Origin of the sequence: Mycobacterium sp. SMC-4, from assembly GCF_025263265.1 — a bacterium.
Taxonomy (GTDB): domain Bacteria; phylum Actinomycetota; class Actinomycetes; order Mycobacteriales; family Mycobacteriaceae; genus Mycobacterium.
This window is the reverse complement of the sequence record NZ_CP079869.1, coordinates 4,718,144-4,730,340: the sequence shown is the minus strand read 5'-3', so window position 1 is coordinate 4,730,340 and position 12,197 is coordinate 4,718,144. Positions and strand designations below refer to the sequence as shown.

General features: G+C 65.1%; 13 protein-coding genes. 6 read left to right on the top strand and 7 right to left on the bottom strand.

The features are described 5' to 3' along the window. Window positions 1-37: 37 nt before the first annotated feature. A complete protein-coding gene (locus KXD98_RS22565) occupies window positions 38-2,653 on the bottom strand; it encodes an AAA family ATPase (protein WP_260760536.1) in 2,616 nt (871 codons plus the stop codon). 167 nt (window positions 2,654-2,820) lie between these two features. On the opposite strand from KXD98_RS22565, the gene KXD98_RS22560 reads away from it, so the two are divergent. Continuing rightward, a complete protein-coding gene (locus KXD98_RS22560; protein ID WP_260760535.1) occupies window positions 2,821-3,228 on the top strand; it encodes an HNH endonuclease in 408 nt (135 codons plus the stop codon). 1 nt (window position 3,229) lies between these two features. Here KXD98_RS22560 and KXD98_RS22555 read toward each other — a convergent pair whose 3' ends face one another. Then, entirely contained in the window at window positions 3,230-3,958 is a 729-nt protein-coding gene (locus tag KXD98_RS22555; RefSeq protein ID WP_260760534.1) for a hypothetical protein, read from the bottom strand. Window positions 3,959-4,053: 95 nt separating this feature from the next. Here KXD98_RS22555 and KXD98_RS22550 point away from each other — a divergent pair, with 95 nt between their 5' ends. Both KXD98_RS22550 and KXD98_RS22545 read left to right on the top strand, forming a co-directional pair. Continuing rightward, complete coding sequence (locus KXD98_RS22550; RefSeq protein ID WP_260760533.1) at window positions 4,054-4,770, top strand: response regulator transcription factor; 717 nt, start codon at window positions 4,054-4,056, stop codon at window positions 4,768-4,770. A gap of 35 nt (window positions 4,771-4,805) precedes the next feature. Continuing rightward, the gene (locus KXD98_RS22545; protein ID WP_396881856.1) at window positions 4,806-6,218 is read left to right on the top strand and encodes a sensor histidine kinase; all 1,413 of its coding nucleotides are present in this window, start codon (window positions 4,806-4,808) and stop codon (window positions 6,216-6,218) included. Here KXD98_RS22545 and KXD98_RS22540 read toward each other — a convergent pair. Then, window positions 6,201-6,605, bottom strand: coding sequence for an HIT family protein (locus KXD98_RS22540; protein ID WP_260760531.1), 405 nt, complete (start codon window positions 6,603-6,605; stop codon window positions 6,201-6,203). The genes KXD98_RS22545 and KXD98_RS22540 overlap by 18 nt on opposite strands. A 65-nt stretch (window positions 6,606-6,670) precedes the next feature. On the opposite strand from KXD98_RS22540, the gene KXD98_RS22535 reads away from it, so the two are divergent. Continuing rightward, complete coding sequence (locus KXD98_RS22535; RefSeq protein ID WP_260760530.1) at window positions 6,671-6,862, top strand: hypothetical protein; 192 nt, start codon at window positions 6,671-6,673, stop codon at window positions 6,860-6,862. Window positions 6,863-6,867: 5 nt separating this feature from the next. On the opposite strand, the gene KXD98_RS22530 is transcribed toward KXD98_RS22535, so the two are convergent. Then, complete coding sequence (locus KXD98_RS22530) at window positions 6,868-8,145, bottom strand: cytochrome P450 (protein ID WP_260760529.1); 1,278 nt, start codon at window positions 8,143-8,145, stop codon at window positions 6,868-6,870. 114 nt (window positions 8,146-8,259) lie between these two features. Here KXD98_RS22530 and KXD98_RS22525 point away from each other — a divergent pair, with 114 nt between their 5' ends. Both KXD98_RS22525 and KXD98_RS22520 read left to right on the top strand, forming a co-directional pair. Beyond that, the gene (locus tag KXD98_RS22525; protein WP_260765356.1) at window positions 8,260-8,853 is read left to right on the top strand and encodes a TetR/AcrR family transcriptional regulator; all 594 of its coding nucleotides are present in this window, start codon (window positions 8,260-8,262) and stop codon (window positions 8,851-8,853) included. Between the two features lie 75 nt (window positions 8,854-8,928). After that, complete coding sequence (locus tag KXD98_RS22520; RefSeq protein WP_260760528.1) at window positions 8,929-9,768, top strand: mycofactocin-coupled SDR family oxidoreductase; 840 nt, start codon at window positions 8,929-8,931, stop codon at window positions 9,766-9,768. 6 nt (window positions 9,769-9,774) lie between these two features. Here the strand turns inward: KXD98_RS22520 and KXD98_RS22515 are convergent, their stop codons facing one another. The 3 genes from KXD98_RS22515 to KXD98_RS22505 are packed head-to-tail and all read right to left on the bottom strand — an operon-like array spanning window position 9,775 to window position 12,193. Further along, the gene (locus KXD98_RS22515) at window positions 9,775-10,599 is read right to left on the bottom strand and encodes an SDR family NAD(P)-dependent oxidoreductase (protein ID WP_260765355.1); all 825 of its coding nucleotides are present in this window, start codon (window positions 10,597-10,599) and stop codon (window positions 9,775-9,777) included. Between the two features lie 25 nt (window positions 10,600-10,624). Further along, on the bottom strand, window positions 10,625-11,056 hold the full coding sequence (locus KXD98_RS22510) for a nuclear transport factor 2 family protein (RefSeq protein WP_260760527.1): 432 nt from the start codon (window positions 11,054-11,056) through the stop codon (window positions 10,625-10,627). Between the two features lie 6 nt (window positions 11,057-11,062). After that, the gene (locus tag KXD98_RS22505) at window positions 11,063-12,193 is read right to left on the bottom strand and encodes an NDMA-dependent alcohol dehydrogenase (protein ID WP_260760526.1); all 1,131 of its coding nucleotides are present in this window, start codon (window positions 12,191-12,193) and stop codon (window positions 11,063-11,065) included. Between the last annotated feature and the right edge of the window lie 4 nt (window positions 12,194-12,197).

Below are 12,197 nucleotides of genomic sequence, written 5' to 3'. Positions count from 1 at the left end.
CACGTGTGCTCCTTCATGTCGCGACATTCCCCACCGATCAAGACCTAACCACTGCGTTTGCAACGACTACGTTTTCCTCACGCTGGTCTGCACCAAATTGGCTCTGGACAGGCGCGAGAACGGCATCGATCCGGCCGAGGTCGACGTTCTCGAGGTCGACGAGCTCGACTGTTGTTCTCTTGGGGTCCTCCGGTGGCTGGTTCGACGTCATGACTCGGACCTTCATCTTGTCAATGGCAGCTTTAACCGTGCTGCGTACCCATCGTGCGTTGCCGAATAGCTCACCTTGCTCAAGCATTGCCTGTTGCGCGAGGGCCGAAAGGCGTTCGAGGAACCCGTCTCCGGTCGTGTACTTCAAGCGCTGCATCTCGCGCCGTGCGATCTCGGCACAGTCATCCGGGGAGTAATTTGCGAACCTCACCTTTTTTTCGAAGCGCGACGCGAGCCCTGGGTTCCTTCCCACGAGCTCGTCGATGTGAGATTCGTAGCCTGCAAGGATCACAACGGTTTCGGCGTTCTCCGGCTTTGTCAACTCGCCCACCAACGTGTTGATGACTTCTGATCCGTACGAGTCATGGCCTCCGGAATGCATGCTGTAAGCCTCGTCGACGATCAACACCCCATTGCGGCATTTCTCCATGAGGTCCACGACCTTTGCAGCCGACTGGCCCTTGAATTGGCCCTGCAGTTCTGTTCCGGTCACCGGTAGACATTGGTCACTTCGGATGGCGCCATGTCCGTACAGCAATCCGCTCATTAGCTTTGCAACCGTTGTCTTCCCAGTTCCTGGTGGACCCACGAATAACAAGTTCATTCCTGACGGCTCGGGCGGACGGCCCTCAGCGATGTCGTAGGCCAGTCCTGCCACAATCTCGTCAATCATCTGACGAATCGGAGCGATTCCGACGAGACTGTCCAATGCTCGCTGAGCGCGTTGCAGTTCGAGGGGATGGCTAACAATGGCATCCGGTACATCGGCTGGCGTCAGCAGCCGTGACCGGTCCTCATTGGCGGCATGTTGCGCTAACACTTCGTCCACCAGATTGGCGACCCCGCCGGCGTTGCCGAATCCAGCACGTCTGGCTCGTCGGTCCAGAAGCGAACGCAACGGCGCCTCGGCCGCTGGGTCGATGCGCCAGCGAGCACCTGTTAATCTGCGGTGAAAGATTTCCCACAATTGATCCGGTGTGTAATCAGCGAACGTCAACCTACCGGCATCAGGGAAACGCCGCGGCAATCCCGGATCTAGTTTGAAGAAGCCGCTGATCTCTTGGGCGTATCCGGCCAGGATGACCACCAGGTCGGTGCGATGGTTCCACACCAACGGCACCAACGCCTCCGCGGCCTCACGCGATTTCGTATCGTCTTGCTCGCCCACGCCAGGAATGGAGAACTGGTGGACCTCGTCGATGAAGAGCACTCCGCCGAGCGCGTCCTCCACGGCCCGCTGCATATTCTCGCGGGTCTTGCCCACGACGGAGGACTTCAAATCGTGCGGCGCAACAACTTTCACCCGATCGCTACGCAACAATCCCAAGGCGTGATACAGTTTGGCGAAGATCTTCGCCACCGACGTCTTCCCCGTGCCGGGGGCGCCGGTGAAGACCATGTGCAGCGTCTCCTCGGGTAGTTCGCCGGCGGCGAGCCTTCTGTGCCGTTCCTCGGCGCGGCGGCGAAGTTCGCGCGCCTTGGCTTTGACGTTGTCCAGTCCGATCAAAACCTCCAGCTCGGCCAATACGTGTTCGACGGCTGTCTGGTCGATCTCCGGCAAATCCAACACAGTCGCGAGGTTTACATCGTCGCCTTTGTCGACAATGCGCGACACGTGGCCGAGCGCTGTCCGAAGCGATCCCAGTCCTGAAAGCGATCGCGCGACCGCCGCGGGCGTGCTGACCTCGAACCTTTTCCTTCGCGCCAGCCGAAGTAGCGCCTCTCGGACTTCGTGTTCACTCGGACCCTTGAGTGGGTCGCCCCAGCGCACGCCGTCGATGTCGGGCGAAAGGTGCGACTCTAGATTGCTTCTCCGAAACTCGGTAAAGAAAAGGAGCGCATTGCGTGGACTGATCCCCGTCACCCACTCGACTCGGAGGATCTGCTGAGCCTGCAGCACGGCGTCGGCTTGGTTCTGAATTTGCAGCCGCTGCAGTTGGTAAGAAAGGTCGTCGACAATTACGACGATCCGGTCACCGTTCTGCGACCTCAGCGCGGCGCTGACCTGCTGCATCCTATTGATGAGGCCCTGGCCGCTGCCAATCGATGATCGTGCGCCTTCCGCCGCGCTGGCCGCCGCGGATTCGGCCTCGTCGGAGGCCGCGCCGCTGTCTCGCGCTCGACGCGTTCGTGGCTGCAGGCCTGGGGGCGCCGCTCGTTGCGTGCCCATCGCCTCGAAGCGTTGACGGGCGTGGGTGGGGTCCGCGTTGCCGCTGAAGTCCAGATCACTGCTGCTAGTCAACGTCACGGTGATTGGTGCCGGATCACCGCCCCAATCCTCAAGTCCCCATAGTTCGATGGTACGACGCAGTGTGACGCTGCCGTGATAGAGGTTGTGAAAATAGAGGTCGAGAACGGGCGGCCCGTGCAGGACCCAGATACGTGGCGTAGCCACCGAGCCTGGCTGTTGTTGATGCAGAAGCCGATGCGCCTGAGAGACCAACGTAGAAACCCCAAACCCCCCTGCCGTACACCGGAGACGGTTGCTAACGCCCGGCGCGGCTATTACATAGTGTATCGAGGCGGCACTCTCCATGTGGCCGGATAGCAGGATGTTGTGTGTCGGCTCTGATTGTAATCAATGTCGGTGTCTTCCGTTAACTTTCGCCTATGGGTAGGACCTGTCGCGGGTGCGGGATCGTCATGGAGAAGCGGCGTTCGAAGGTGTACTGCACCAACGCATGCCAACAGGTGCACCAAAGGCGGCTGCTGTTGGAGCAGTGGCTTGCCACCGGGATATGTGGCCGCATGTCTCATGCCGGACACTTCGTCCGCGACTATCTCTACAGGGAGCAGCGGGGGAGCTGTGCGATCTGCGGCATCGGAGACCAGTGGAACGGAAGCAAGCTGGCGTTCATCCTCGACCACGTCGATGGAGACGCGACCAACAATTCTCGGCAGAATCTGCGATTGGTCTGCTCCAACTGTGACAGTCAATTGCCGACATACAAGGCCAGGAACCGAGGCCGCGGGCGCCACTATCGGCGGCAGAGGTACGCCGACGGTTTGTCCTACTGAATCACTCGCCGCTGTCGACAATCCGCTGCGACGTCACCGGCCTGGCGCTGGAGCGGGAGCGCAGCCGGCGGCCCGGCAGCGGAATCCGGTCGGCGATGTTACTCAGCGGGTTGACCACCTGGCTGAGCACGATCACCGCCTCGCGCAGCGCCTCGATCGTCGGCTCCAGCGCCTCCAAGCCCGGCGCCAGCCGGTTCAACGTGTCGGCGACGTCGGCGAGCTGCTCGAGCGGGCCGTTGCGCGCGGTGAGCTTCTCGATCAGTCCACCCTCGGCGAAGAGGCGGTCGGCGAGCCCGTCTTCGGCCAGCAGCCGGTCAACCAGGCCTTCCTCTTCGAGTAGCTGATCGACCAGACCGCCGGGCTCGATGGCGCGCATCAAACCGCCGTCCTCCTCGGTGAGCCGATCGAGCACACCGCCCGGAGCGGTGACCCGATCCACCACGCCGCCGGGTCGGAGCAGCCGATCCAACGGGCCGTCCGGCGCCAGCGCGCGTCCCAGCGGCTGGTCCTCGTCCATCAGGCGAGCCAGCCGGTTGGCCCGCTCGACTGCCTCCTGCATGCCGAGCATCTGCGCGAGCGAGGTCGGCCGTTGCGCACCGCCGTTCTCACCCACCGTCCGGTGCGCGACGTCCAGGGCGCTGGTGGCCATGCCGATGCCGGCATCGGCGACGGCCAACCCGACGCGCACCGGCGCGAACGCGAGGTCGGTGAGCGACTTGGCGAGGTTCATGGAACCAAGTCTATGGATACTCCCGCGACCGGCTCACAGGAATTGCACAGCTGATGTCCAGCATTCACCCACCTGGCCGGAGGACACTGATCCCCATGGCGATGCCGATTCCGGACAACGTGCCCGAGGCCCGCGTCCTTGTCGTCGACGACGAGGCCAACATTGTCGAGCTGCTGTCGGTGAGCCTGAAGTTCCAGGGCTTCGAGGTGTACACCGCAAGCAGCGGTCCCGAGGCGTTGGACAAGGCGCGCGAGGCACGACCCGACGCGATCATCCTCGACGTGATGATGCCCGGCATGGACGGATTCGGACTGCTGCGTCGGCTGCGCGCCGACGGCATCGACGCGCCGGCGTTGTTCCTGACCGCACGCGATTCGCTGCAGGACAAGATCGCCGGGCTGACGCTGGGCGGCGACGATTACGTGACCAAACCGTTCAGCCTGGAAGAAGTGGTGGCCCGGCTGCGGGTCATTCTGCGCCGTTCGGGCCTGCGCAGTCCTGATCCGCGCACCTCGCGGCTGACCTTCGCCGACATCGAACTCGACGAAGACACCCACGAGGTGTGGAAGGCCGGCGAACCGGTGTCTTTGTCGCCGACAGAGTTCACGCTGCTGCGCTACTTCATCGTCAACGCCGGCACCGTGTTGTCCAAGCCGAAGATCCTCGACCATGTGTGGCGGTATGACTTCGGCGGTGACGTCAACGTCGTCGAGTCCTACGTGTCCTACCTGCGGCGAAAGATCGACACCGGGGACAAGCGGCTGCTGCACACGCTGCGTGGCGTCGGCTACGTGCTGCGCGAACCGAGGTGAGCCCGGGGCGGGGTGTGCCGCTGCGGGTGGCTCTGGTGGCCGCCACTTTGCTGCTGGTCGCCTGCGGACTACTGGCCTCCGGCGTCGCGGTGACCACGATCATGCAGCACAGCCTGATGAACCGGGTCGACGCCACGCTGCTCGACGCGTCTCAGGGCTGGGCGCAGGTGCCGCGGCAGGCGGCGCGCGCGCCGCTGGAAGACCCGAACCCGGCGCGGCCGCCGTCGGACTTCTACGTGCGCGCCGTCGACCACGACGGACAGGTCTGGATCGCGATCAACGACCGGGCCGCCGAACCCGACCTTCCCGGTGACGACGTCGGCAGTCAGCCGGTCACCGTGGGATCGGTGAACCGCCCCGATCTGCACTGGCGCGCGATGACGGTGCGCGGCCCCGGCGGCGAACTGACCACCGTGGCGATGGACCTGGCCGACGTGGACTCGACGATGCGCTCGCTGGTCTACACCCAGATGGGGATCGGGGCAGCGGTTCTGCTGGTGCTCGGTGTCGTCGGCTACGTGGTGGTGCACCGCAGTCTGCGACCGCTGGCCGAGGTCGAGCAGACTGCCGCGGCGATCGCGTCGGGACAGTTCGACCGCCGCGTTCCCGAACGTGACCCCCGCACCGAGGTCGGGCGCTTGTCGTTGGCCCTCAACGGCATGCTGGCCCAGATACAGCGCGCGCTGGCGTCCTCGGAAGCCTCGGCCCAGCAATCGCGGACCTCTGAGGACCGGATGCGGCGATTCATCACCGATGCCAGTCACGAATTGCGCACACCGTTGACCACCATCCGCGGGTTCGCCGAGTTGTACCGCCAGGGTGCTGCGCGCGACGTCGAGATGCTGATGAGTCGCATCGAAAGCGAGTCGCGCCGAATGGGTTTGCTGGTGGAGGATCTGCTGCTGCTGGCCCGGTTGGACGCTGCGCGTCCGCTCGAGCGGCACCGTGTCGACCTGCTGGCGTTGGCCACCGACGCGGTGCACGATGCGCAGTCCATCGCGCCGACCAGGGTGATCCGGATGGACGTGGTCGACGGTCCCGGAACTCCTGAGGTGCTCGGCGACGAAGCGCGGCTGCGGCAGGTGCTGTCCAACCTGGTGGCCAACGCATTGCAGCACACACCCGCGACCGCAGCCGTCACGGTGCGGGTGGGCACCGAGGACGACGTCGCGATTCTCGAGGTCTGCGACGAGGGGCCCGGGATGAGCGCCGACGACGCGCAACGGGTTTTCGAGCGGTTCTACCGTGCGGACTCGTCGCGGGCTCGGGCCAGCGGCGGCACCGGGCTGGGACTGTCGATCGTCGACTCGCTGGTGTGGGCCCACGGCGGCCAGGTCAGCGTGACCACTGCGCCGGGTGAGGGCTGCAGCTTCCGGGTGACGCTGCCGCGCATCAAGGATTCCCCCTCGCCGACGTCGGTCCCGGTCGGCTCAGGTCAGTTCGGCTAGCGCGGACTTGATCCGGGCCTGCGCGTCGTCCAGCGACTCCGCCGAGGGGTTCGGGTCGACGTTGGCGAACCCGAAGTCCGACAGGTTGCGGGCCGGGAAGACGTGCACGTGCAGGTGCGGCACCTCCAGGCCGGCGATGATGACGCCCGACCGTTCGGTGTCGAAGGCTTTGCAGACGGCCTTGCCGATCAGCTGGGACACCTCCATGACCCGGGCGAAGACCGAGGGCTCGATGTCCTGCCAGTTGTCGATTTCGGCGCGAGGCACCACCAGGGTGTGGCCCTGGGTCATCGGCTGGATCGTCAGAAACGCGACGATGTCGTCGTCCTCGTAGACGAATCGTCCGGGCAGTTCGCGGTTGATGATCTTGGTGAAGACAGTCGCCATACCATCGAGCATTCCAGCACGCCAACCGGCGCCATCCAACCGGGCCGTCGCTACGAAGTCCTGACATGGATACCAACGAACTGAGTCAGCTGCTCTTGAACTCGCCGCTGTCTGCTGTGCCCGCCGTCCTCATGGTGGTGCTGACCGCCTTGACGATGCGCTCGGTCGTCAAACGGGAAGAGGCGATGATCCCGCGCCGCCGTGCCGTCGGCGCGGATCGGGAAACCTACGTGAGCCGCTGGCGCACACCTGAATAGCCGGCTCAGCCAGCGGTGAACTCGATCCGCAGCTCGGTGAGTCCCCGCAGCAGGAACGTCGGGTCATAGGCGAAGTGATGTGCCCCGGCCGGGCCGTGGGCTGATTCGTCGAGGTGGATCTCCTTGGTGCGGTCCAGCCACCGGCGCACGGTGATCTGCCCCTCGACCCGAGCCAGCGGCGCCCCTGCACAGGTGTGGATGCCGCGACCGAACGCGATGTGCTCCCGGACGTTCGTGCGGTCCGGGTGGAACTCGTGCGGGTTGTCGAACTTGCGCGGATCCCGGTTGGCCGCACCGAGGCACAACATCACGATCGTGCCGGCCTGCAGGTACACCCCGCCCAGCGTGGTGCTCTTGCGGACCAGCCGGAAGTCCACCTTGGTGGGGGAGTGCATGCGCAGCGACTCTTCGATGAACGTCGGAATGCGCTCCGGGTGGGTGCGCAGAACCTGTTGCTGCTCAGGGTGTTCGGCCAGCGTCATGACGGCGGCGCTGAGCAGTTTGGTGACGGTTTCCTGGCCGGCGGCGAACAGGAACGTCGCGGGCTTGACGACCTCGATGAGCTCGGGCGTCGAGCCGTCGGGGTAAACCGCGGCAGCCATCCCCGACAGCACGTCGCCGCGCGGTTCACGCCGGCGCTCGGCCAGGTAACCGGCGAACTTTTCGTCGAGGTACTGCAACGGGTCAGACCCCACCGGCGCGCCGTCGAGGGCGCCGACGCGTGCACCGTCAGGTTGCTCGGCGCCCAACGCGGCCAGGAACTCCGGCCGATCCTGCTCGGGTACCCCGAGCAGGTCGATGATCGCCGAGGTGGCAAAGGGTCTGGCGTACTCGGAGAGGAACTCGCAGTGGCCGTTTGCGATGACGCGGTCGATCTGGCTGTCGACCAGCTGCCACATGAAGTCCTCGTTCTCCTTGAGCCGCCGCGGGGTCAACAACTTGTTCAGCAGCGACCGCGCCCGCTCGTGGGCCGGCGGGTCCATCACCACCATGTGTTCGTGGATCGGGAACAGATGGCGGTGCGCCTCGATCTGCTCGGTGATGTCGTCGCCCTCGGGTGTGAACGGCAGCGGCGGGAACGGCCCGCCGATCGCATTGACCGCCGAGAACGACTCGTGGTCCTTGAATGCGGCCAGGACCTCCTGATACCCGGTGACAGCAACGACTCCGTAGTGCGGCTCGCGGTACACCGGATTCTGCTCGCGCAAGTAGTCCCAGTAGGCGTACGGATCCTGGCTCAGCGCGTAGTCGGAGAAGAAGTCCGCCGATGCGAGGTCGGTCATCGGGACAGTCGCCCCTTTCGCTTTTCCTGATCGATCGATCAGACTGCTAGGATGCGCCATGCTTACCACGGTGTCTGACGCATGGTCAAGGACGTCTCGCGTGAGGTGGCGCTGATGCCGGCTGCATCGAATGCGCGCGGCGGCGGTGAGGTCAATGCGAGGCAGCGGTTGATCGAGGCGACGGCAAAAGTGATGCGCGACGAGGGTTATGCCGCGGCCACCTCCCGCCGGGTGGCCGCCGAAGCGGGTGTCAAACAGGCGCTGGTCTACTACTACTTCCCGACTATGGACGACCTGTTCGTCGAGGTGCTGCGCACCGGCGCGGAGAGCTCGCTGGAGCACATGCGAACCGCGCTGACCAATGACGATCCGCTACGCGCGCTGTGGCTGATCAACAGCGAGGAGGGTCGGACCGGTCTCAACACCGAGTTCATGGCGTTGGCCAACCATCGCAAGGCGATCCGGGTCGAGCTGCGCGCCTACGCCGAACGGGTGCGGGATATCGAGACCGCCGCGGTCACCGTCGCGTTGCGCGCCAATGGTGTTGACCTGGAAGGGCATCCACCGGTGGTGATCTCGATGCTGATTGCTCAGATCGCGCGCAGTCTGTGTAACGAGAGTGCCGTCGGGGTCACCCTCGGCCACGACGAGATGCGCGCCTACGTCGACCGGCAGCTCAGGTCGCTTACCCCGAGCGCGGGTGGTTGACAGCTCGGGTGATCGGTGCGACGCTCCTGATCGATCGACAAAAAGTCGATCTGTGGGCTGGGATTGGGGTGGGACATGGCCGGTCGGGTCGAAGGTAAGGTTGCATTCATCACGGGCGCGGCACGCGGGCAGGGGCGCAGCCACGCGGTGCGCCTGGCCGAAGAAGGCGCGGACATCATCGCGATCGACGTCTGCGGGCCGATCAGCAGCAACACCCAGATTCCCCCCGCCACCCCGGACGATCTGGCCGAGACTGTCGACCTGGTCAAGGGTTTGGGCCGCCGGGTCGTCACTGCCGAGGTCGACGTGCGTGACTACGCCGCGGTCAAGGCGGTCGTGGACTCCGGGGTCGAGCAACTGGGCCGGCTCGACATCGTGGTGGCCAACGCCGGCATCGGCAACGGCGGTCAGACCCTGGATCACACCAGTGAAGAAGACTGGGACGACATGATCGCCGTCAATCTCTCGGGTGTCTGGAAGTCGGTCAAAGCTGCTGTGCCCCATCTGCTGTCCGGTGGGCGCGGCGGATCGATCATCCTGACCAGCTCGGTCGGCGGCCTCAAGCCGTACCCGCACACCGGTCACTACATCGCCGCCAAGCACGGGGTGATCGGTCTGATGCGTACCTTCGCCGTCGAACTGGGCCAGCACTCCATCCGGGTCAATGCGGTCTGCCCGACCAACGTCAGTACCCCGTTGTTCATGAACGAGGGCACGATGAAGCTGTTCCGGCCGGACCTGGAGAACCCGGGCCCCGACGATCTGGCCGTGGCCGCGCAGTTCATGCACGTGCTGCCCGTCGGCTGGGTCGAGCCCGTCGACATCAGCAACGCCGTGCTGTTCCTGGCCTCCGACGAAGCCCGGTACATCACCGGTCTCCCGGTCACCGTCGACGCCGGCAGCATGCTCAAGTAGCTGCGCTCACCCGACCTGGCTGGCGATCTCCTCGACGGTCCAGGGGGGTTCGTCGTCATGCCCGCGATAGGCCACCAGCGCGGGAGTCTGCCGGTCGAAACGGCCGACGAATCCGCCTGCTGCGATGAAGATCCGGCCGGTGATGTTGGCGGCAAGGTCGCTGGCCAGATAGGCGTAGGTGGGTGCCGCATACTCCGGCGGCGCTGCCTCGAGTGCGCCCTGATAGCTGATGTCGTCGAGTAGGCCGCGCCGGTTGAGCTCGGCGATGTGTGCCTCGTAGTCGCTTCCCGTCGAGAGCCGGGTCTTGGCGCCCGGGCACACCACGTTGGCCCGCACGTGGTGTTCCTTGAGCTCGGCCGCGATCGCCAACGTCAGGCTGTTGACTGCGCCTTTACCGGCCGGGTAGCCGGTGCCGCCGTAGTCGCCGAGGAAGGCGAACGAACTCGTGTTGACGATCGCGCCGCGGCCCTGCTCGACCATCCGCGGGGCCGCCGCTCGGCAGGTCTGGAACACGGTACCCAGGTGGGCGTCGATCAGGTTGTGAAAGTGCTCGGTGGTGACGTTGAGGATCGACGATCCGGGCGGCTCGGCGGTGCCGGCGCAGTTGACCAGTACGTCGATCGACCCGAACTCGTCGACGCAAGTGTCGATCAGCGCATCGGCGACAACGGGGTCGGCCGGCGAGCCCGGATAGCTGAGAGCGCCCGGAATCCCTTCGGCCGCCAGACGTGCCGTGTCCGCATCGCGGCCGTTGACCACCACCCCGGCCCCTCGGGCGGCCAGCAACTGTGCGACCGCCAAGCCGATGCCGCGAGTGCCGCCGACGACCACCGCGCCACGGCCGGATAGCAGGTCGCTACTCGGCACTGTCCGGTTGGGAGAACGTCATCGCATCCATGTTCCAGTAACCGCGCAGGTTGGTGATCAGTCCGGCATCGTCGACGCGGTAGGTGAAGACCCCGCGCACGGTGGCCACGAAACCGTTCGGGAAGGTGGTTTCCAGAACCAGGATGTAGGCGATCTCTGTCGGACTGCTCGACGGGAACGTCTCCTGGCATGTGATGCGCAGTTGGTTGGGCCCGATGTTGGCGTCGAAGAAGGCCCCGACAGCCTCCTTGCCGCGCACCCCGGTGCCGTCAGGGTTGGTGACGGCTTCCCCGATCGGGTCTTCGATGACGATGTCATCGCTCATCAGCGCCAGCCAGCCCGCGCGATCGCCGGACTGGACGCAGCGCCACGAGTTGCGTGACGCCGCGACCACCGGGCTGAGCTGCTCTGTGTCGGTCACGACCGGTTACCGGTCGGCGTCGGTGTAGCGGATGACGCCGCGGATGTTCTTGCCCTCGAGCATGTCCCGGTAGCCGTCGTTGATCTGCTCCAGCTTGTACTGGCGGGTCACCATGTCGTCGAGATTGAGGCGGCCGGCTTTGTACATCGACAGCAGCTGGGGGATGTCGTAGTGCGGATTGCCGCCGCCGAAGATGGTGCCCTGCAGGTTCTTCTGCAGCAGAGTCAGCATCGACAGATTCAGCGTCACGTCCGAGCTGGCCATGTTGGCCACCGCGGTGACCACGCAGGTACCGCCCTTGGCGGTGATGTTGAGGTAGTTGTCGATCTCTTCGCCGTTGAGCTCACCGGTGGTGATGATGGTCTTGGCCGCCATCCGGCCCTGGGTGACCTCGCCGACGCCCATCATCGCGCTGGCGATGTCGGGGTAGGCGTGGGTGGCGCCGAACTTCATGGCCTGGTCGCGCTTCCACTCCACCGGGTCGATGGCGAAAATGTTGCGAGCACCTGCGTTCAAGGCGCCCTGTAGCGCGCCCATCCCGACCCCACCGATGCCGGCGATGACGACATCGTCGCCGGGACGGACATCAGCGCTGCGAACCGCCGAGCCGTAACCGGTGGTCACGCCGCAGCCGACGAGGCAGGCCACCTCGAACGGAATCGACGGATCGATCTTCACCACCGAGCTCTTGTGCACGACCATGTACGGGCTGAAGGTGCCCAGCAGCGTCATCGGGATGACCGGGGTGCCGTCGGTGGCGTGGATGCGGTGGGTGTTGTCCGAGACCGCGGTGCCCTGCAGCAGCATGGCGCCGAGGTCACACAGGTTGCGCATACCGGCCTGACAGGACGGGCAGGAACCGCACGACGGGATGAACGACAGCACCACGTGGTCGCCGGGCTCGAGGCCTTCCACGCCGGGGCCCACCTCGGTCACGATGCCGGCACCCTCGTGGCCGCCGAGCACCGGGAAGCCGGCCATCGGGATGTCACCGGTGACCAGATGGTGGTCCGAATGGCACATCCCGGCGGCTTCCATCTGGATCTTGACCTCGTCTTTGACGGGGTCGCCGATCTCGATCTCCTGGATGGTCCACGGCTGATTGAATTCCCAGATCAGAGCGCCTTTGGTCTTCATATCT